Source organism: Amycolatopsis sp. NPDC052450 (assembly GCF_044547565.1).
Taxonomy (GTDB): domain Bacteria; phylum Actinomycetota; class Actinomycetes; order Mycobacteriales; family Pseudonocardiaceae; genus Amycolatopsis.
In genome coordinates this window covers 1-21,230 of the sequence record NZ_JBIUAQ010000020.1, presented here as the reverse complement: position 1 = coordinate 21,230, position 21,230 = coordinate 1, and the positions used below count along the sequence as shown (strand labels likewise).

12 protein-coding genes are annotated in these 21,230 nt (G+C 71.8%); all 12 read left to right on the top strand.

Going from position 1 to position 21,230, the window contains the following annotated elements:
- Positions 1 to 120 precede the first annotated feature (120 nt).
- From ACIHAO_RS27940 to ACIHAO_RS27885, 12 genes are read left to right on the top strand one after another with little or no spacing between them, the layout of a single operon-like run.
- A complete protein-coding gene (locus ACIHAO_RS27940; protein WP_396562682.1) occupies positions 121 to 1,314 on the top strand; it encodes an isochorismate synthase in 1,194 nt (397 codons plus the stop codon).
- Positions 1,311 to 2,933: a (2,3-dihydroxybenzoyl)adenylate synthase gene (locus tag ACIHAO_RS27935; protein ID WP_396562680.1), complete on the top strand. Its 1,623-nt coding sequence runs from the start codon at positions 1,311 to 1,313 to the stop codon at positions 2,931 to 2,933. The genes ACIHAO_RS27940 and ACIHAO_RS27935 overlap by 4 nt, the downstream gene beginning before the upstream one ends.
- The gene (locus ACIHAO_RS27930) at positions 2,930 to 3,598 is read left to right on the top strand and encodes an isochorismatase family protein (protein ID WP_396562678.1); all 669 of its coding nucleotides are present in this window, start codon (positions 2,930 to 2,932) and stop codon (positions 3,596 to 3,598) included. Before ACIHAO_RS27935 ends, ACIHAO_RS27930 begins: the two co-directional genes overlap by 4 nt.
- Entirely contained in the window at positions 3,598 to 3,831 is a 234-nt protein-coding gene (locus ACIHAO_RS27925) for a phosphopantetheine-binding protein (protein WP_125794394.1), read from the top strand. The genes ACIHAO_RS27930 and ACIHAO_RS27925 overlap by 1 nt, the downstream gene beginning before the upstream one ends.
- A complete protein-coding gene (locus tag ACIHAO_RS27920) occupies positions 3,828 to 4,682 on the top strand; it encodes a siderophore-interacting protein (RefSeq protein WP_396562675.1) in 855 nt (284 codons plus the stop codon). The genes ACIHAO_RS27925 and ACIHAO_RS27920 overlap by 4 nt, the downstream gene beginning before the upstream one ends.
- Positions 4,683 to 4,714: 32 nt before the next feature.
- Positions 4,715 to 5,719, top strand: coding sequence for an ABC transporter substrate-binding protein (locus tag ACIHAO_RS27915; protein ID WP_396562673.1), 1,005 nt, complete (start codon positions 4,715 to 4,717; stop codon positions 5,717 to 5,719).
- Entirely contained in the window at positions 5,716 to 6,699 is a 984-nt protein-coding gene (locus ACIHAO_RS27910; RefSeq protein ID WP_396562671.1) for a FecCD family ABC transporter permease, read from the top strand. Before ACIHAO_RS27915 ends, ACIHAO_RS27910 begins: the two co-directional genes overlap by 4 nt.
- On the top strand, positions 6,696 to 7,721 hold the full coding sequence (locus ACIHAO_RS27905) for a FecCD family ABC transporter permease (RefSeq protein ID WP_396562669.1): 1,026 nt from the start codon (positions 6,696 to 6,698) through the stop codon (positions 7,719 to 7,721). The genes ACIHAO_RS27910 and ACIHAO_RS27905 overlap by 4 nt, the downstream gene beginning before the upstream one ends.
- Complete coding sequence (locus ACIHAO_RS27900; protein WP_396562667.1) at positions 7,718 to 8,494, top strand: ABC transporter ATP-binding protein; 777 nt, start codon at positions 7,718 to 7,720, stop codon at positions 8,492 to 8,494. The genes ACIHAO_RS27905 and ACIHAO_RS27900 overlap by 4 nt, the downstream gene beginning before the upstream one ends.
- A complete protein-coding gene (locus tag ACIHAO_RS27895) occupies positions 8,488 to 18,444 on the top strand; it encodes an amino acid adenylation domain-containing protein (RefSeq protein WP_396562664.1) in 9,957 nt (3,318 codons plus the stop codon). The genes ACIHAO_RS27900 and ACIHAO_RS27895 overlap by 7 nt, the downstream gene beginning before the upstream one ends.
- Positions 18,441 to 19,847: a DHA2 family efflux MFS transporter permease subunit gene (locus tag ACIHAO_RS27890; RefSeq protein ID WP_396562662.1), complete on the top strand. Its 1,407-nt coding sequence runs from the start codon at positions 18,441 to 18,443 to the stop codon at positions 19,845 to 19,847. The genes ACIHAO_RS27895 and ACIHAO_RS27890 overlap by 4 nt, the downstream gene beginning before the upstream one ends.
- On the top strand, positions 19,834 to 20,877 hold the full coding sequence (locus tag ACIHAO_RS27885) for a 3-deoxy-7-phosphoheptulonate synthase (protein ID WP_396562660.1): 1,044 nt from the start codon (positions 19,834 to 19,836) through the stop codon (positions 20,875 to 20,877). The genes ACIHAO_RS27890 and ACIHAO_RS27885 overlap by 14 nt, the downstream gene beginning before the upstream one ends.
- Positions 20,878 to 21,230 lie beyond the last annotated feature (353 nt).

Sequence of the window (21,230 nt, the reverse complement as noted above, 5' to 3'; positions counted from 1 at the left end):
CGATTAGGTTAGGCTAACCGAAAAGGCGCGTCCGGGGGTTGCGTTCCGCGCCGCATATGGCACCGCAGCACCACACGGGTGCCGACCTGGTCAGTAGTATTCGCGAAAGGGAATCCAGTCGTGTCCTCACCTGCACCGGCCCGACCAAGGCCGGTCCACCAGGCGGCCGATCTGCTGGCGGCGTACCTGCCCGGATCGTTCTACTACTCGTCCGCTCGAGGATCGCTCCTCGGCGACGGGGTGTACTCGCCGGTGCACGCGGCGCCGGGCAAACGTGCCCGTGCCGCCGCCAAGATCCTCGACGCCGCTTTGGTGGCGGGAGTGGACGAACCGGTGGTCGCCGGGGCGATCGGGTTCCGGCCCGACGCGCCGAGCAGCCTGGTGGTGCCCGCGGTGGTCCGCCGGGCCGGACCACCGAAGAAGAGTGGTCCGGTGGCACCGCTCGGCGGGAACTGGTCGGTCACGCCGCGGCCGGCGCCGGAGGTCTACACCACTGCCGTCGCCAGGGCGCTGGACGAGATCCGCGACGGTGGCCTGCGCAAGATCGTGCTGGCCCGCTGCCTCGACGTCACCGGCGGAGACCCCGTCGCCGTGCCGCGGCTGCTGGCCCGCCTCGTCCACGCGGACCCGGCCGCCCATGCCTTCGCCGTCGACGTCAGCGCGCCGGGTGATGCCGCGCCGCGCACCCTGATCGGCGCGAGCCCGGAGCTGCTGGTCTCCCGCCGCGGCCGGATCGTGACGGCCAACCCGCTGGCCGGATCGCGGCCGCGAGTGGCCGACGACGCCGAAAACGCGCGCCGGATCAGCGATCTGCTGGCGTCCGAAAAGGACCGTGCCGAACACGCCCACGTCGCCGCCCAGGTGGCCGAAGTGCTGGGCCGGTTCTGCGTCGACCTCGACGCCCCCGCCGAACCCGAGGTGATCGGCACGCCCACGATGTGGCACCTCTCGACCAGGATCAGCGGACGGCTCGCCGACCCGGGCGACGCCGGTTCTTCCGCGCTCGGACTGGCGGAGGCACTGCATCCGACACCCGCCGTCTGCGGGGTGCCGACAGCGCTCGCCCGCGACACCATCGCCGCGCTCGAACCCGAGGACCGGGGCTATTACGCGGGTCTGGTCGGCTGGACCGATCAGGACGGTGACGGTGAATGGGTCGTCACCATCCGTTGTGCCGAGGTCCGTGACCGCACCGTGCGGCTGTTCGCCGGCGCGGGTGTGGTGGCGGGTTCCGATCCGGAAGCCGAACTCGCCGAGACCGGCGCGAAGTTCGGCACCATGCTGCGCGCGCTCGGCCTGGAGGGAGCGGCGTGAACCCGGATCACGTGCCCTGGCCGCCCGAAACCGCGGCGCGGTACCGGGCTTCGGGATACTGGCGCGGCCAGACCTTCGGCAAGCTGCTGACCAGCTTGGCCGAGGCGTACGCCGAACGTCCGGCCGTGATCGGCGAGACCGCCCGCTGGACGTTCGCCGAACTCGACGAGCGGGCGCACCGGCTCGCCGCCGGGTTCGCCGGGGCCGGGATCCAGGCGGGTGACCGGGTCGTCGTGCAACTGCCGAACGTGCCGGAGTTCGCGTCCGTCGTTTTCGGACTGTGGCGGGCGGGCGCGCTGCCGGTGTTCGCGCTCCCCGCGCACCGGGCGAGCGAACTGCGGCATTTCGCCGAGCAGAGCGAGGCCGCGGCGATCCTGACCGTCGGCGAGCACGAACGGTTCGACCACGCGGCCATGGCGCGCGCGGTCGCGGCCGAGATCCCTTCGGTGCGCAACGTCTTCGTCGTCGGCACGGAGGAGTTCGCCGTGCTCGAAGCGGCGACTCCGCGCGCTCTGCCGGATCCGGATCCCGCCGGTGTCGCGTTCCTCCAGCTGTCCGGCGGCAGTACCGGACTGCCCAAGCTGATCCCGCGCACGCACGACGACTACCTCTACAGCGTCCGCGAAAGCGCCCGGATCTGTGGTCTGCGCCCGGAAAGCGTGTACCTGGCCGCGTTGCCGGTCGCGCACAACTTCCCGCTCAGCTCGCCCGGCCTGCTCGGTGCCCTGCACGCTGGCGCGGCCACGGTGTTCGCGCCGCGTCCCGACGCCGACACCGCGTTCCGGCTGATCGAGGCCGAGGGCGTGACGATCACCGGGCTCGTGCCGCCGCTGGCCGCCGCGTGGGCACAGGCGGCCGCGCGGACCACCCGCGATCTGTCCTCTTTGGACGTCCTCCTGGTCGGCGGCGCCAAATGCGCTCGTGAGCTGGCGGATAAGATCGGGCCCGCGCTGGGCTGCCGTCTGCAGCAGGTGTTCGGCATGGCCGAGGGACTGGTCTGCTACACCCGGCTCGACGATCCGGACGAGTACGTCCTCGCCACGCAGGGACGGCCGATCTCGCCGGACGACGAGATCCGCGTCGTGAACCCGGACGACCCACTGTCCACTTCGGACGATGTCGTCGCGCCGGGGGAGATCGGCGCGTTGCTGACCCGCGGCCCGTACACGATCCGCGGCTACTACCGCGCCGCCGAGCACAACAAGACCGCGTTCACCGAGGACGGCTTCTACCGCACCGGCGATCTCGTGCGGCAGCACCCGTCGGGACACCTCGAAGTCGTCGGCAGGGCCAAGGAACAGATCAACCGCGGTGGCGAGAAGGTGGCCGCGGAAGAGGTCGAGAACCACCTGATGGCCCATCCCGGCGTGCTCGACGCCGCCGTCGTCGCGGTGCCGGATCCGTACCTGGGCGAACGCACCTGCGCCTACGTCGTCCCCGCTGCCGGTGCCGAACCCGGCGCCGCGGAACTGCGCCGGTTCGTGCGCGAACGCGGAGTGGCGGCGTTCAAGGTGCCCGATCTGGTCCAGGTGGTGCCGGAGTTCCCGGTGACCGGGGTCGGCAAGACCAGCAAACGTGAGCTGCGGGCGGCGCTGGCCGCCCTGGCGAAGGAGAAGTGAACGTGTCACTGCCCAAGATCCAGCCGTACGCCCTGCCGACGAAAGCCGAACTGCCCGCCGGACGGGTCGGCTGGAAACCCGACCCCGCCCGCGCCGCGCTGCTGGTGCACGACGCGCAGCGGTACTTCCTCGCGCCGTACGAGGGCGCCCCGGTCCCGGAGATGGTCGCGAACATCGCCGCGCTGGCCGAGGCCGCCCGCGCCGCGGGCGTTCCGGTGTTCTACACCGCGCAGCCCGGTCACCAGGCCGCCGAGGACCGCGGTCTGCTCACCGAGTTCTGGGGCGACGGCATCGGCGCGGTCATCGAGGACGACCCCGCGGCCGCGGACGTGGTGCCCGAACTCGCCCCGAAACCGGGTGACACCGTCCTGACGAAGTGGCGCTACAGCGCGTTCCAGCGCAGCACGTTCACCGAACAGCTCGCCGAAGCGGGCCGTGATCAGCTGCTGATCACCGGCGTCTACGCGCATATCGGCTGCCAGGCCACCGCGGTCGAGGCGTTCATGCGCGACATCCAGCCGTTCCTCGTCGGCGACGCGGTGGCGGACTTCTCCCGCGAACGTCACGACCAGGCCTGCGAATACGTCGCCCAGCGCTGTGGCGCACTGACCACCACGGCCGCCGCGCTCGGCGCGCTGGCCCCGATCCACGCCGGAGCACGGTAATGAGCCTGACCACCGCGAAGATCCACGCCGACGTCGCCGAACTGCTCGGCTGCGACGCGGCCGAGCTGACGCCGGACACCGATCTCACCGACCTCGGCCTCGACTCGATGCGGATCATGGGCCTGGTCGAGCAGTGGCGCACCGAGGGAGCCGACACCCTGGAGTTCGCCGACCTCGCCGAACAGCCGACCCTCGGGCACTGGACCCGGGTTCTCACCGGGAGCCCCGCGTGAGCCGCGCCGACCACCGCCACCGGCACCTCGAACGCATCGCCGAGGTCCGCGTGGGCGAGCACGCGGAGAAGGTGGGCTACCCCATCCGCGTGCGGACGGCCGAAGTCGTCCGCACCGCGATGATCGGCTCCGGACTGGTTCGCGTGACCCTTGGCGGGCCCGGCACGGCCGGGTTCGAGGCGCATTCGCCCGACGAGCACGTGAAGCTGATCTTCCCGGAGTTCGACCCGGAGCCGAGGTTGCCGGAGCCGAACGGCGACATGCTGCGCTGGCCGAAGCCGTTCCCGACGACGCGTGAGTACACGGTCCGCCGCTACGACCCGGTCTCCGGGGAACTCGACCTCGACGTCGCGCTACACGAGGGTGGGCTCGGTGCCGAATGGGCCAAGGCCGTCACGCCGGGTACGCCGGTGCACGTCGCGGGTCCGCCCGGCGGGCTGATCGTGCCGCACAACTACGACCGGTACCTGCTCGCCGGCGACCTCACCGCCCTGCCCGCGATCGCGCGCTGGCTGGAGGAACTGCCGCGCACCGCCGCGGGCTGGGCGTTCATCGAGGTCGCGGACGCGGCCGAGGAGATCGAGCTGTCCGCGCCCGAGGACGTCGAAGTGCACTGGCTGCACCGGGGTGCCGCCGCGCCGGGCACCACCGACATGCTCGCCCGCGCGGTACAGACGATCGAGGTTCCGGCAGGCGAGCGGCTCTACGCCTGGGTCGCGGGCGAAGCGGGGCAGATCAAACCCCTGCGCCGCTGGCTCAAGAACGACCTCGGGCTCGGCAAGGCCGACCACGACGTCACCGGCTACTGGAAACTCGGCGTCGCCAACTTCGACGACGACCACGACCACTGATCCCCACCCCACTGAAATAACGAGGAAATCTCATGCGCACCACCAGAACCCGCCGCTTTGCCGGAGCGATCGCGCTCGCGTTGACGGTCGCGACCGCGGCCGCCGCCTGCGGTTCCGGCGAAGACGGCAAGGCGGCCGACGGCGGCCAGACGCGGGTGTTCGCGGCCGACAACGGCCAGATCACCATCCCGGTCTCGCCGAAGCGGGTCATCGCCACCGGTTACGCCGTGCCCGCGCTGCTCGAAGCGGGCGCGCCGCTGGTCGGAGTGTCCAGCTGGAAGCGCGGTGTCCCGCTGTTCAACGAGCAGGAGCGCAAGAAGTACGACGAACTGGCGAAGGTCGCCGGCGAGACGGCGGCGGAGACGAACTACGAAGCGATCGCGCAGGCCGATCCCGACCTCATCGTCATCGGGGTGCCGAAGCCGGTGCTCGCCGACATCGACGTCAAGCGACTCGAAGCGATCGCCCCGGTCGTGGCGATCGGCCCGTCGGTGCCGTCGATGTGGCGTGAGCTGTCCCGTAAGCAGGCCGACGCCGCGGGTGCGGCCGCCGGGTTCGACGCCGTCAAGGCCGCGTACGAGGCCAAGGCCAAGGGACTGGCCGAGAAGTACAAGGCCGTGCTGCCGCAGCTGAAGCTGGGTCACGTCGGCGCGTACGGCGAGGTCGCCAAGGGCAACTTCCAGCGCGAGTTCAACGGTTCGTGGGGCACCAACGCCGCACAGGACATCGGCGCCACCTACTACGGCCAGGTCAAGGTCAAGGGCGGCGGCTCCAAGGACGTCAGCGAATACCCGTCGATCGAAGAGCTGCCGACGGCGTTCGCCGAGGCCGACGCGATCAGCTACTCGGTCGGCCCGGACGGTTCCGTGCCGGCGCCGGTCAAGTACGTCCTCGACTCGCCGCTGTGGAAGGAACTCCCCGCGGTGAAGGCGGGCAAGGTCTACGCGTTCCGTTACACCGAGGCCGCCACCTACCGGGCCGCGACGTCCACTTTGGACGCCGTCGACCAGGCGTTCGCGCCGCTGCTCAAGAAGTGACCACCACCGGGCGGTCCGCGCTGCTCGGCGCCGCACTGCTCGGGCTCGTCGTGGTCGCCGTGCTGAGCGTCGGCATCGGCGCGCACGCCATCGCCCCCGGCGAGGTCGTGCGCGCCCTGCTCGGCGACGGGAACCCGAGTGACCGGGCGATCGTCCTGGACATCCGGATGCCGAGGGCGGTGCTCGCCGTCGGCGTCGGCGCGGCCCTCGCTGTCGGCGGCGTGCTCGTGCAGGCGTTGTCCCGCAACGCTTTGGCCGAACCCGGCGTGCTCGGCGTGACCGCGGGGGCGGGGTTCGCCATCGCGGTGGGTTCGTCGTTGGGCCTCGCCGCTTCGGCGCCCGTCGAACTGGGCCTGGCGGTGGTGGGCGCGTTCGGCGCCTCGGCGCTGGTGTACGCGGTCGGCAGCCGGTCGCCGTTGCGACTGGTGCTCGCCGGGACCGCGCTGAGTGCCGTGCTGCTGGGCCTCACCCTTGGCCTTCGCCTGTTGTTCCCGGAAACCTTCGACGTCTACCGGTTCTGGTCGGTGGGTTCGCTGGCAGGCCGCGAACAGGCGCCGACCACGGTGCCGCTGATCGTCATCGGGCTGTCCCTGCTGGGCGCGTTCGCGGTGAGCCGTCAGCTGAACGCCATCGCGCTCGGCGAGACGGTCGCGCACACGCTCGGCGCGAACGTCGCCAGGGTCCGGATGATCACGCTGCTGCTGATCACGCTGATGGCGGGCGCGGCCACGGCGCTGGCCGGGCCGATCCTGTTCGTCGGGCTGATCGTGCCGCATCTGGCCCGGCGGGTGGCGGGCGCGTCGATCCCCTGGCTGATCGCGTTCGCCGCACTGCTCGGCCCGGTCCTGATGCTGGTCGCGGACGTCGGATCCAGGGTCCTGCTGCCGACCGGTGAGGTACCGGTCGCCATCGTGACCGCGTTCATCGGCGGCCCGGTGCTGATCTGGGCCGTCCGCAAATACGGGGCGGCGCCGCTGTGAACACCGCATTAGTCCTGCGGCGCGGGCGGTTCTCCGCCCGGATCGAACGCCGCACCCTCTGGTTCCTCGTGGCGATGATCGTGGTCATCGCCGGGCTGACACTGCTCGGCCTCTGCTACGGCGCGGCGTGGGCGAGTCCCGCCCGCGTGTTCGCCGCGCTCACCGGTTCCGGTGGTGGCCCCGGGGTGGTCATCCGGGAATGGCGCCTGCCCCGGGTTCTGGCCGGGCTGGTGTTCGGCGCCGCGCTCGGGCTGGCGGGCGCGATCTTCCAGAGCCTCACCCGCAATCCGCTCGGCAGCCCGGACGTGATCGGCCTCGACGCCGGCGCCTACACCGGCGCGCTGTTCGCGATCACCGTGCTGTCGGGGACCTCGACACAGCTCACGATCGGTTCGGTGCTCGGCGGTGTGGTCACGGCGGCGATCGTGTACGCGTTGTCGCTCGGCGGCGGACTGTCCGGGCTGCGGCTGATCGTGATCGGCATCGCGATCAACGCGATGCTGATGGCGTTCAACTCGTGGATCGTGCTGCGCGCGGAACTCGAGATCGCGATCGCGGCCGTCGGCTGGAACGCCGGTTCCCTCAACGGGGTCGGCTGGGACGACGTCGCCATCCCGTTCGGCGTGCTCGCGGTGCTGTTCGTCGTGCTGTTCACCAGGGCGCCGGCGATGCACCAGGCAGGGCTCGGCGGCGCGCTGGCGGTCACCACGGGCGTCCGGTGGGACCGGCTGCGGTTGGTACTGGTGCTGATCGGGGTCGGCTGCACGGCCACGGTCACCGCCGTCGCCGGGCCGATCGCGTTCATCGCGCTGGCGGCCCCGCAGATCGGGCGGCGGCTGGCCCGCACACCCGGTATCGGCCTGCTGCCCGCCGCCCTCACCGGTGCGGTGCTGCTGACCGCCGCTGATTTGGCCGCCCAGATGTTACTCGCGCCGGAAGCGCTGCCGGTCGGTGTGATCAGCACCGTGATCGGCGGCGGCTACCTGATCTGGCTGCTCACCAAGGAGGTGCGGCGCACATGAGTGCCCGCTTGACCGCTCGGGAACTGACCCTCCGCTACGGCGACCGGGTCGTGTCGACCCGGCTGAGCCTCGACGTGCCCGACCACGCGTTCACCGCGGTCGTCGGACCGAACGCCTGCGGCAAGTCGACCTTGCTGCGCGCGTTCGTCCGGCTGCTGCGCCCGGCCGAAGGCGAGATCCTGCTGGACGGCAAGGACGTCGGTTCCTTCCACGGCAAGGGTTTGGCGCGGGAACTCGGTTTCCTGCCGCAGGATCCGGTCGCGCCGGAGGATGTCCGTGTCCGGCAGCTGATCGCGCGCGGACGATTCCCGCACCAGTCGCTGTTCGCGTCGTGGTCCGAAGAGGACGAACGCGCGGTGCTCGACGCGATGACCGCGGCAGGCGTGGCGGGGCTGGCCGATCGGCCGGTGCAGGAACTCTCGGGTGGACAGCGGCAGCGCGTGTGGGTGGCGCTGGTGCTGGCGCAGAAGACGCCGTACCTGCTGCTCGACGAACCGACCTCGTTCCTCGACATCGCGCACCAGTACCAGCTGCTGGGGTTGCTGGCGCGGCTGCGCGACGAAGGCCGCACGGTGATCGCCGTCCTGCACGACATCAACCAGGCCTGCCGGTACGCCGATCACCTCGTCGCGTTGCGCGACGGCCGGATCGTCGCGGAAGGCGCGCCGGCCGACATCGTCGACGCCGAGCTGATGAAGGAGGTCTTCGATCTCCCCAGCGTCGTCGTGCCCGACCCGGTGACCGGAACCCCGATGGTGGTGCCCTCATGCTGAACCTGACTGGTGCCCAGCTGGGCATCTGGACCGCGCAGCGACTGGAGCCCGATTCGCCGTACTACGTCGTCGGCGACGTGATCGAGATCGCCGGGGACCAGCCGGTCGACGTCGACGCGCTGACCGAGGCGATCCGCGCGACCGCGGAGGAAGCCGACAGCCTGCGGCTGCGCGTCTTCGAGACGGCGGACGGCCCACGTCAGGTGGTCTCGGACGACGCGGTGCCGTCGCCCGAGGTGGTGGACCTGCGCGGCGAGGCCGATCCGGTGGCCGCGGCGCACGCACGGGTCGAGACCGAACGTCGCCGGGTCGCCGAGGCGTGCCGTGACATGGTGGACCGGCCGCTGTTCGCCCATCTCGTGCTGCGGCTTTCCGAATCGCACGTGTGGTTCACCCAGCTTGGGCACCACCTCGTGTTCGACGGCTACACCGCGGCGATGCTCGCGCGCCGGACGGCCGCTCGCTACACCGCTTCGGTCCTGGACAAGGACGTGCCGCCCTCGACGTTCGCGCGGTTCGCCGATCTCGTCGAGGCCGCTCGTGACTACCGCACCAGTGAACGCTTCCAGCAGGACCGGGAGTACTGGCGCGAGCGCTTCACGCCGTTGCCGGATATCGACGACGGCAGTGGCGCGTCGGGGCCGCCCGAAAGCACGGTGACCGCCCGTTCGGTGTTGCCCGCTTCCGACCTGGCCCGGTTGCGAGAGCTGGGCAAACGCGCCGGGACGACGTGGGGCGACGCGCTGATCGCCTGCTACGCGGCCTTCCTGCACCGTGTGCTCGGCTGGACCGACGTCGTGTTCGCGATGCCGTTGATGTGCCGCGAAGGCGCGGCACTGCGGACCCCGGCGATGGCGGTCAACGTGCTGCCGCTGCGGGTCACGGTGCTTCCGGAGGATTCGGCGGCCGAACTGACCGCGCGGGTCGCGGGCGCGCTGAAGGAGATGCGCACGCACCAGCGGTATCGCGGCGAGGACCTGCCGCAGGACCTGGCGGTGCCCGGTGCCGGTGCACTGCTGCACGGCCGCGGCATCAACCTCAAGGCGTTCGACCTGAAGCTCGACTTCGCCGGCTCCCACGGCACCATGCGCAACGTCGCCGGTGGACCGCCGGAGGACATGGGCCTGTCGGTTCTCCCGACCTCGGATGGCGGGCTGCTGCTCGGCTTCGAGGTCGACGCGCGGACCCACGACCAGGCCGCCGTCGACGCCAAACTGACCGCGCTGCGCTGCTTGATCACCGCGCTGACCGAACCGGACGGCCCGGCCGTCGGCGGCGCCGACCTCGTTCCGCCGGGGGAGCGGGACGCGTTGCTGGAGACGTGGACGACACCCGCGCCGGACGGCGAACTGCTTGGCGTACCTGAACTTCTGGACCGGCTCGATCCCGAACAGACCGCTCTGGTCTTCGGCGGCGAACGGCTGACCGCGGGCGAACTCGTCACGCGTGTGCACCGGCTCGCCCGGGCCTTGCGGGCTCGCGGTGCCGGGCCCGACGACGTCGTCGCGCTGGCCCTGCCGCGATCCGCGGACCTCGTCGTCGCCCTGCTGGCGGTGCTCGACGCGGGGGCCGCGTTCCTGCCGCTGGATCTCGCCCATCCCGTCGAGCGGTTGCGTGAGCTCGCCGCCGAAGCCGGTGCGGTGCTCACGATCGCGCTTGACGCGGAAATCGTGCCCGGACCGCATCTGCTGCTCGGCGAACCTGATCTGTCCACACTGGACTCTTCGCCACTGGATGTTCCGCGCCATCCGGACCATCTCGCGTACGTCATCTTCACCTCCGGCTCGACCGGGCGCCCCAAGGGCGTCCTCGGCCGGGTCGGCGGACTGGCGACGCTGCTGCGTCATCACCGCGCGACCACGGTCGCCGAGACCGAACGCGCCGCGGGCAGGCGGCTCCGGGTCGCGCACACCTACTCGTTCGCCTTCGACTCCGCGCTCGACCAGCTGATGTGGCTGCTGTTCGGGCACGAACTCCACGTCTACGGCACCGACATCGCCCGTGACGCCGACGAACTGCTGGCCGCGTTCGCCCGCGACCGGATCGACATCGTCGACACCACACCGTCGATGGCCGCGCCGCTCGTCGACGCCGGACTGCTCGACGGCCCGCACCCGCCCGCGCTGCTCGTCCTCGGCGGCGAGGCCACTCCGCCCGCGCTGTGGCACCGGGTCGTGGAGTCGGGTGTCCGCGCCCGCAACATGTACGGTCCGACCGAGGCCACTGTGGACGGTGCCGGATCCTGGTTGGACAGCGGGGAACCGACGATCGGGACCGCGGTACCCGGCACGGCGGTGCGGGTGCTCGACGCCGCGCTGCGTCCCGCGCCCGCGGGCTCACCGGGCGAGCTGTACCTCGCCGGACCGCATCTGGCGCGCGGCTATCTCGGCCGCCCCGGAGCGACCGCCGAACGGTTCGTCGCCGATCCGTTCGGTGCGCCCGGCGACCGGATGTACCGCACCGGAGACCTCGTCCGCTGGGTGCCCGGTCGCGGGCTGGAGTACCTGGGCCGCCGCGACGGCCAGGTCAAGGTGCGCGGCCACCGCGTCGAACTCGGCGAGGTCGAGGCCGCGCTGGCCGCCGTACCGGGAGTGCGCGCGGCGGCGGCCGCCGTGCGTGGGCCGAGGCTCGTCGGGTACGTCGTCGGGCAGGTCGTCCCGGACGAGGTCCGCGCCGAGCTCGCCGGGCGGGTGCCCGAGCATCTCGTGCCCGCCGCGGTGGTCGTGCTCGACACGCTTCCGTTGACCTCCAACGGGAAGATCGACCGGGCCGCGCTGCCCGCCCCGCGCGCGGCGGCGGGCCGGACCGCGGCCACCGAACGCGAACGGCTGCTGTGCGCCACCATCGCCGAGGTGATCGGCGTCGAAGAGGTCGCGGTAGACGACGACTTCTTCGCACTGGGCGGCGATAGCATCACCGCGATCAGCGTCAGCAGCAGGCTGCGCGCGCACGGGCTCGACCTGCGGCCGCGCGATCTGCTCGCCCGCCGCAGCTTCGAGGCGCTGGCCGCGGCGAGCGCGGAGATCGGCGGCCCGGCCGCACCACCGGACGAGCCCGTCGGTGAGGTGCCCGCCCCGCCGATCGTCCGCGCCCTGCTCGACCCGCATCCGGACGTCACGACCGTCGCCGGATACACGCAATGGACCGCGATCCGGCTCGACGAGGACCTTCCGCCCGGCCTGCTGATCGAAGGCGTGCAAACGCTCCTTGACCACCATGACGTCCTCCGGCTGCAAGTAGATGACGAATTGCGGGTCCGGGAACGCGGCGTGGTGAAGGCGTCCGACGTGGTCGTCGAGACGACCGGTGAACCGGCCGAGGTCGCGGCGGAACTGGCCGAGTCCCTTGATCTCCGAACGGGCGTGCTGAAGGTCGCGTTGCTGCCGGATCACCTCGTCATCGTGATCCATCACCTGGCGATCGACGGCGTCTCCTGGCGGGTCCTCCTGCCGGATCTGCGCGCCGCGTGCGCCGGTGAACCGCTCGACCCGGTCGGGACGTCTTGGCGTCGGCACGCGCTTCACCTTGCCGAGCAAGGGACTTCCGGTGCCCGGCGCGACGAACTCGAGCACTGGCGGGGCGCGCTCGACGGCCCGCGTCTCGGCGACCGGCCGCTCGACCGGGCCGTGGACACGGTCACGACCGCGCGGCGTTCGGTCACCCTCGCCTCGCCGGAGCAGACCGACGCGGTGCTCAACGGTTTGCCCTCGGCCTACCGCGCCGGACCGGACGACGTCCTGCTCGCCGCGCTGGTGCTCGCCCTTCGAGCGTGGCGGGGTGCACCGGTCGAGGCGGAAACCGTGTCCCTCGAAGGACACGGCCGGGATCAAGACGGGATGGACCTGTCGCGCACCGTCGGCTGGTTCACCGCCGAGCATCCGTTGCGGGTACCCGTCGGCGCGATGGCGGCGACCGCGGACTTCGACAGCGCGCTCGCGGGCGGCGACGCGGCGGGAAAGCTGCTGCGGGCCGCCAAGGAGGCCAAACGCGCCGTCCCGGACAACGGCGTCGGTTTCGGTGTCCTGCGCTACCTCGACCCGCTGACCCGGGACGAACTCGCCGTCGTCCCACCGCCGGACGTCGTCCTGAACTACCTCGGCCGGTTCGCGGCGCTGCCCGGCGCCGGTTGGCGGCTGCCGGAGGAGGACCCGTTCGCGGTCACCGAACCGGACGCCAAATCGCTGGAACAGGTGCTGGCGCTGAACTGCTTCGTCCGTGAGGACGGCCGTCCCCGGCTCGCCGTCGAGTGGACCGCGGCAGGCGAGGTTCTGCCGGAGGAAAGCGTTGCGGCGCTTCAGGAAGCCTGGTCGAACGCGCTGGAAGCCCTGGCCGCGCACGCGGCGCTGATCGGTCCGGACGGCGGTGGGCTCACGCCGTCGGATCTGCCGCTGGTCGGCCTCGACCAGGCCGACATCGACACGCTCGAACGCCTGGGCCGGGTCGAGGACGTGCTGCCCGCGACCCCGTTGCAGACCGGGCTTTCGTTCCACACCCTGGCGCGTGGCACCGAAGACACCGACGTCTACGTCGTGCAGGCCGTCACCCTGCTCAGCGGCGCGCTCGACGCCGGCCGCATGCGGGAGGCCGCGGCGGAGGTACTGCGACGGCATCCCGCGTTGCGCGTCCACCTGCACACCACCGACGCGGGCGAGGTCGTCCAGGTCGTGCCCGCCGAGGTCACCCTGGACTGGCGGTTCGCGCAGGTCTCACCGGAGCAGGTCGAAACCGAGTGTCGCGCCGAACTCGCGCGGCCGTTCGACCCGGCGACCCCGCCGCTGATCCGGTTCCTGCTGCTGACCCTCGCCCCGGACGAGCACCGACTGGTGCTCACCAACCATCACGCGCTGCTCGACGGCTGGTCGATGCCGCTGGTCGGCCGCACGCTGCTGGCCACCTACGCCGAACTCGGCGGCGGCCCGGCCGCCCCGGTCGCGCCGCCGCTTTCGGAGTACCACCGGGTGCTCGGAGAACGCGATCCGGCCGCGGCACTGGAGGCCTGGCGCGAGGCGCTGGCCGGGCTCGACGAGGGAACCCGGCTCGCCCCGGCGAGTGTCGAGTCCACTGTGGAGCGTCCGGATCGCGTCACCGTCGAACTGGGCGGGGAGCTCAGCGAGCGGCTGCGCGCCTTCGCCCGCGAACGCGGGATCACCCCGACGACGGTGTTCCAGACCGCCTGGGGTGTGCTGCTCGCCAGGCTGACCGGCCGCCGCGACGTCGTCTTCGGCTGCCCGGTCTCCGGTCGCCCGGCCGACGTTCCCGGCGTCGAGCGCATGATCGGGCAGCTCGGCAGCACGATCCCGGTGCGCGTGCGGTTCGACGCCGCCGACACCGCGGCCACCGTGCTGGAGCGTGTGCACACCGAAAGCGTCCGGCTCACCGATCACCATCACGCCGGGCTGCCGGACATCCAGCGCGCCGCCGGCGTCGGCGACCTGTTCGACACGATGCTGGTGATGGAGAACTTCCCGCTCTCCAGCCGCGCCCGCACCACCCTGGCACCCGGGCTGGACCTCGCCGGGGTCGACATCACCGACGCCACGCACTACCCACTCACGGTGATCGTGCTGCCCGGCGACGAGTTCACCGTCGGCCTCGGCTATCAGCCCGAGGCTTTCACCCGCGACGAGGCCGAGTCCTACGGCCGCTGGCTGCGTGCCGTCCTGACCGAGATCGTCACCGATCCGTCCAGGCCGGTCGCCCGGCTGCGCGCACTCGACGCCGGCGAAGAACGCGCGATGCTGCGTCTCGGCGAAGGCCCGGAACCGAAGCGCGAACGCGGCGGCATGCTGGAGGAGTTCGGCCGCTGGGTCCGGGAGACTCCCGACGCCGAAGCCGTCGTGTGCCGTGACCGGAGCCTGACCTACGCCGAATTGGACCGTCGCGCCAACCGGCTCGCGAACACGCTGATCGACGCCGGAGTGAAACCGCAGGATCCGGTCGCGGTCCTGCTGCGCCGCGACGTCGACCTGGTGGTCGCGTTGTTCGGTGTGATCAAGGCGGGCGCGGTACACGTGCCGATGGATCCGGACTACCCGGCCGACCGGCTCGCGTACATGCTCGACGACATCAGGCCCGCCGCCGTCGTGTCCACTTCGGACGTCGAGGGTCTTCCTGTCGTGAGCCCGGACGAGCTGTCCACTGAGGACACGGATCCGGCTGTCCGGTTCAGCGAAGACGCGCTCGCCTACGTCATCTACACCTCCGGCACCACTGGCAAGCCGAAGGGTGTGGCGGTGCCGCATCGCGGTGTCCCGAGCCTGATCGCGCTGCAGGAGGACATCGTCGGGATCGGGACCGCCGAACGGTACCTGCATTTCGCCTCGACGAGTTTCGACGTCGCCTTCTGGCAGTTCATGCTGCCGCTGCTGTCCGGCGGCACCTCGGTGATCGCGCCGGAGGAGGTGCGGGTCTCCGGCGACGACCTGCTGGCCTACGCCGCCGAACACCGCGTCACCGGGCTCAACCTGCTGCCTTCGTTCCTCTCCGCGATGCCCGACGACGCCACCGTCGACCCGGACGTGTTCTTCGTCGTCGGCGCCGAACGGCTCGACCCGGAGCTGGCGCGGCGCTGGGGGAACCGGCGGGCGCTCTTCAACGCCTACGGACCGACCGAGGTCACCATCAACTCGGTCACCTGGCATTACGACCCCGCCGACCCCGGGCCGCTGCCGATCGGCCGCCCGGATCCGGAGGTCCGCGCGTACGTGCTCGACGGCGGGCTGCTCCCGGTCGGCACGAACGTCACCGGCGAGTTGTACCTTGCCGGGCCGAAGCTCGCCCAGGGTTACGTCGGCCGGGCCGCGCTGACCGCGGAACGGTTCGTCGCCGACCCGTTCGGGCCACCGGGGGAGCGGATGTACCGCACCGGCGACCTGGTCCGCTGGCGGCCGGACGGGCAGATCGTCTTCCTCGGCCGCGCCGACCACCAGGTCAAACTGCGCGGGTTCCGGATCGAACTCGGCGAGATCGAGACCGCGCTGACCGCGCACGACGACGTGCGCGCCGCCGCGGTGATCGTCCGGGAGGACCGGCTGGTCGCCTACGTCGTCCCCGTGGACGGCGCCGAACCGGACGCCGCCGCGCTGCGCGAGTACCTCGCCGCGGAGCTGCCCGCGTACATGGTGCCGACCGCGTTCGTGGCGCTGGACCGGCTTCCGCTCGGTCCCAGCGGCAAGCTGGACCGGGCCGCGCTGCCCGCGCCGGAAGCCCGGTCGGACGGCGGGCGCGAACCCGCCACCCCGGCGGAAGCCGTGCTGCTGCGGGTGGTCCGGGACCTGCTCGGCCCCGGCGTCGGCCTGGACGACGGCTTCCTGGACGCGGGCGGGGACAGCATCGCCTCGTTGCGGGTGGTTTCCCGCGCCCGTCGCGAAGGGCTGAACCTGACCGCTCGGGACGTCCTCGAAGGTGGCACGGTCGCCGGGATCGCCGCTCGCTGTGGTGAACCTGCGCAGGCCGAAGAGGCCCACGCGGTCGGAGACGCTCCGCTCACGCCGATCATGCGCGATCTGTTGCTGCGTGCGGGGAAAGCGGCCGACGGCTTCTGCCAGTGGATCGAGATCTGCGTGCCTTCGGCGGACGACGTCCCTCGCTGGCGGTCGGTGCTCGACGCCGTCCTCGCCCGCCACGACGTGCTGCGCGCGCATCTGGTCGAGGACGCGTTGCGCGTCCCGGACGTCGGCGCCGTGACCGGTGCCGACGTGCTCACCGCCGTCCGCCTGTCCGGCGATCCGCGTGCGGCCCTGGACGCACAGATCGAGCAGATCGTGACACGGATGGACCCGCGCACCGGGCCGCTGTTCCGGGCGGTGCTGGTGGACGCGGGGGACGAGCGGCCAGGACGGCTGCTGCTGGTGGCGCACCATCTGGTCGCCGACGCGGTGACCTGGCGCGTGCTGCTCGACGACGTCGAACAGGCCTTCCACGGCAACGCCCTGCACCGGCGCGGGCAGTCGTTCCTCGGCTGGGCGCGGTCGCTGCGCGCCGCCGCTCCGCATCGAGAGGACGAATTGCCGTACTGGCGGGGGATCGCCGCCGCGCCGGAGACCACGCTCGGCCGCACCCGGCTCGATCCGGCACGGGACACTGTGGCGACCGCCCGGCACCACCGGGTCGACATCGGCGAGGACACCACTCACGCCGTGCTCACCGCGCTGCCCACGGCCTATCGCACCGGCCCGGACACCGTGCTCCTGACCGCGCTCGCCCGCGCGGTCGCGGCCTGGCGGGGGACCGGGGCCGATCTGCTCGTCGCCGTCGAGAGTCACGGGAGGCCGGGGCACACGCCGGACTTCGCGGGAACGGTCGACCTGGCGCAGACCGCCGGCTGGTTCACCGCCGTGCATCCCGCGCGGATCACTCCGCCCGCCGGACCGCTGCCGGACGCGCTGCGGGCCGTACGTGACCATCTGCGCGCGGCGGGGGACGGCCTCGGGCACGGAATCCTCGGCGTCGGCGGCCCGCGGCCCGAGATCGCCTGGAACTATCTCGGCCGATTCCCCGAGGCTCCGGTCGAGGAGACCCTGTGGCAGCGGCCGCCGGACGCCGATCCGCTCGGTTCCGGCGGCGGCGCGGAGATGCCGCTGCCGTACGCGCTGACGGTGAACGCGATGGTCCCCGACGGCGGCACACTCGGTGTCCGCATCACCTGGCCGTCCGCGCTGTTCACCGAAGACGAGATCGCCGTCCTGGGTACGCATTTCCGTCGCGAACTGGACGCACTCGCCGCCGACGTGCCGGGCCCCGGCGAGGTCCTGCCGTTGACGCCGTTGCAGGAGGTGATCCTGCGCGAGTCCCGCGCGGCGGAAGAGGATCCGTATCCGGTGCAGGCCGCGTTCACGTTGTCCGGTGACCTCGACGTCGAGGCACTCCGGGCGGCGGCGGCCGCGCTGGTGCGACGGCAGCCGAACCTGGGCGCGGTGTTCCCGCCGTCGCACGAGGTCCAGGTGATTCCCGCCCAACCGCGGGCCGGGTTCCGGGTCCGTGAAGTGTCCGAATCGGACGCCGCACTGGACGAGGAGCTCGCCGAACCGTTCGACCTTGCCCACGGTCCGCTGTGGCGGGTCACCGTGCTCCGGCACGGACCGGGCCGCCAGACCCTCGTGCTGACCAGTCACCATCTGCTGTCCGACGGCTGGTCCGCGCCACGGATCCTCGGCGAGTTGTTCGCGCTGTACGCGGGAAAGCCGTTGCCGGAGCCGGTTCCGCCTGCCCGGTACACCCGTCTGCTCGCCGCGGCCGACCACTCCGCCGACGTCCGGGCATGGCGGGCGGAACTCGACGGCCTGCCCGAAGGTGACCATCTGCCGCGCACCGGCGGATCCGCCGAGCCCGCGCTGTTCACTGTGGACGGTCAGCTGGTCGCGGAACTGACCAGGCTGGGCTCGTCGCTCGGGCTCACCGTCAACACGCTGTTGCAGGGTGCCTGGGCGGCCGTTCTCGCGACCCACGCCGGGCGCTCCGACGTCAGTTTCGGGGTGATGACCTCGAACCGAACGTCCGATGTGGACGGTGTCGAAGAGATCATCGGCCTGCTGGCGAACAGCGTCCCGGTGCGCGCCCGGTTCACCGGGACGGTCGCCGAGACCCTCGCCGACCTGCAGGCACGGCAACAGGCGATGGCCGCGCACCACCGGATGGGCCTGCCCGAACTCGCGTCGCTCGCCGGACGCGAGCGGCTGTTCGACAGCCTGCTCGTGTTCGAGAACTACCCGGTGGATCCGGCGAAGCTGCGCGAACCCGCGCCCGGCCTGACCGTCACCGGGACGAGGTTCCGGGAACGGACGCACCATCCGGTGAGCGTCACCATCGTTCCCGGCGAGAACGGCTGGGAAGGCGTCCTCTACGCGCGGGACGCCGACGCTCGGTCGCTGGCAGGCGATCTCGTCGGCTTCCTCCGGGAACTGCCGACCTGGCTGGACGGCGACGCCGCCCGGTTCGTGGGCGAACGGTGACCGCGCGCCCGATCGACGCCGCGCTGTGGCGCACGGCGGCCGTGCTGGTGCTCGGCACGTTCATGGCGACCCTCGACAGCACGATCGTCTCGGTCGGCGTCGACACCCTCGCCGACGAGTTCGGCGCGCCGGTCACCGGCGTCCAATGGGTGACGACGGCGTACCTGCTGGCCGTGGTCACGGCGGTGCCGGCGTCGGGCTGGCTCGCCGACCGCTTCGGCGGCCGCCGCGTGTGGCTCACCGCCGTCGTCGTGTTCCTGCTGGCGTCCCTGCTGTGCGCGCTGGCGCCGACGCTGCCCGCGCTCATCGCTTTCCGTGTCCTGCAAGGACTCGCGGGCGGCCTGCTGCCGCCGATCGGGCAGGCACTGCTCGCGCGGGCCGCCGGGCCGGACCGGATCGGCCGCGTGATCAGCGTCGTCGGACTCGTGCCGCTGTTGTCACCGGTGCTCGGCCCGCTGGCGAGCGGCACGATCCTCGCCGTCGCCGACTGGCCGTGGCTGTTCTACGTCAACCTCCCGGTCGGCGTGGTGGCCGTGGTACTGGCGCGGCGCTGGGTCCCGGCCGGCGAACCCGGCGGCAAGGGTGAGCGGTTCGATTTCCGGGGCGCGATGCTGCTTTCCCCGGGGCTCGCGGTGCTGGTCTTCGGGCTCACCTGGTTCGAACAGGGGTCGCCGGTGGTCGCCGGGATCGCGGTCGCGGCGGGCGTCGTGATGCTCGCGGCGTTCGTGCGGCACGGTCTCCGGGCCGAAGCGCCCCTGCTGGATCCGCGGTTGTTCACGAAGCCGCCGTTCGGGGTCGCCGCGCTGGCGCTGGTGCTGCTCGGCGCGTCGGTGTTCGGCACGATGTTCCTGCTGCCGCTCTACCTCCAGCGCGGCGCCGGACTGTCCACATGGGACACCGGACTGCTGCTGGTGCCACAGGGCATCGGCGCGGCGGCCGGATCGGTGCTGGTGAACCGGCTCGTCGACCGGATCTCGCCACGCACGCTGGTGCTGAGCGGGATCGGGCTGGTCGCCCTCGGCACCGCCCCCTTCACCCAGCTCGGCCCCGGTCTCCCGGACTGGGTGATCGTGGTTTCCCTGCTGCTGCGCGGTTTCGGCGCGGCGCTGATCGGCGCGCCGGTGATGACGATCGTCTACCGCCGGGTCGAACCCGCCCGGCTGCCCCGCGCCGCCGGGGCGCTGAACCTGCTCAACACGCTCGGCGGCTCGATCGGCACCGCGGTACTGGCCGTGGTGCTGCAGGCCCGGCTGGCCGCGCGCGGCCCGGACGTCGCCGGGGCCTTCGCCGACGCCTTCTGGTGTGTTCTCGGCCTCGCCGTCGTGGCGGTCGCCGGTGCGACGCGGCTGCCCCGGACCGGGGTGGCCACCCCCGACAAGAAGAGAGGTCATGCGGATGCTTGACCAGCTGCCCAGTCCGGCCGAGGTGGTCACGACCGGCTTCGTGCCCGAGGAGATCGTCCGGCACCGCGAGACCGTCGCGAACGTGCTCGCCAGGCGGGACTCCCGGCTGCTCGTCGTCGTGGGCCCGTGTTCCGTGCACGACACCGGCGGCGCGCTCGAATACGCGCACCGGCTCGCCGAGGCGTCCCGCCGGTTCGCCGACGACCTCGTCGTGGTCCTGCGCGCCTACCTGGAGAAACCGCGGACGATCGCGGGATGGACCGGCCTCGTACCCGATCCCGGCCTCGACGGCAAAGGCGATCTCGCCTCCGGTGTCCGGATCGGACGGAGGTTCCTCGACGACGCCGCCGCGACCGGGCTGCCGCTGGCGTACGAGTTCGTCGACCCGTTCCTGGCGCCCTACTTCGCGGACACCATCAGCTGGGGCGCGATCGGCGCGCGGACCGTCGCCAGCCAGCCACACCGGCAGCTGGCGTCCTGGCTGCCGATGCCGATGGGCATGAAGAACTGCGTGTCGGGACGGCTCGACACGGCCATCGCCGCGGTCCGGGCGGCCGCGCTGCCCCACGTGTTCCCCGGCGCCGCGGCCGACGGACGCCCGCGGATCCAGCGCAGCGCCGGGAATCCGGACGCCCACCTCGTCCTGCGCGGCGGCCCGAAACCCAACCATCACGCGCACGCCGTCGCGGACGCCCTCGACGCGCTGACCACCGCGGGGCTGCCGCACCGGCTCGTCGTCGACGCCTCGCACGGCAACAGCGGCAAGGACCACAACCGGCAGCCCGTGGTCGTCGCGGATCTGGCGGACCAGATCTCGGCGGGCAACGACGCGCTGGCCGGCGTGATGATCGAGTCGTACCTCTCCGACGGGCGGCAGGACGTCGGGTCCGCGCCGCCGCGACCCGACCTGAGCATCACGGACGCCTGCCTGGGCTGGGAGCGGACCGTTCCGCTGCTGGAGTCCCTCGCCTGCGCGAACGCGGTGCGGCGGCTGAGCGCCCCTGGGCGCTCTTCGCATTCAGTCCTCTAAATGCGGCGGGCTTGCGGCGCCTCGGTCATCGATCGGGACTTCGGTACGTGAAGGAACCCTTCACTGCGCTGAGGGTAGGGATGCGGCAAAGTCGCATAACCGCTGTTCGGTTCTGGAGTCGTGAGCTAATCGAGGCACGCGTCAAGCGCCTGAGTGTCCACAAGGGACACTTTCGAGCGGTGAAATGTCTGATTGATGGCTAGATGCGCGGTTCTCGAGGGTGGTGGGGGGGGGGGTTTTTTTTTTTTTTTTTATGATTAAAAAAAAACACCCACCCAGACAAAAAACCAAAAACGCAAAATAAAATGGGAAATTGTGATGGGGGGGGGGGGGATAGTGGGATTTTTGAGTGG

Excerpts from the sequence above, each read along its gene's own strand:
- ACIHAO_RS27895 (WP_396562664.1), top strand. The coding sequence starts at position 8,488 with ATGCTGAACCTGACTGGTGCCCAGCTGGGCATCTGGACCGCGCAGCGA.
- ACIHAO_RS27925 (WP_125794394.1), top strand. The coding sequence starts at position 3,598 with ATGAGCCTGACCACCGCGAAGATCCACGCCGACGTCGCCGAACTGCTC.
- ACIHAO_RS27900 (WP_396562667.1), top strand. The coding sequence starts at position 7,718 with ATGAGTGCCCGCTTGACCGCTCGGGAACTGACCCTCCGCTACGGCGAC.
- ACIHAO_RS27885 (WP_396562660.1), top strand. The coding sequence starts at position 19,834 with ATGCGGATGCTTGACCAGCTGCCCAGTCCGGCCGAGGTGGTCACGACC.
- ACIHAO_RS27915 (WP_396562673.1), top strand. The coding sequence starts at position 4,715 with ATGCGCACCACCAGAACCCGCCGCTTTGCCGGAGCGATCGCGCTCGCG.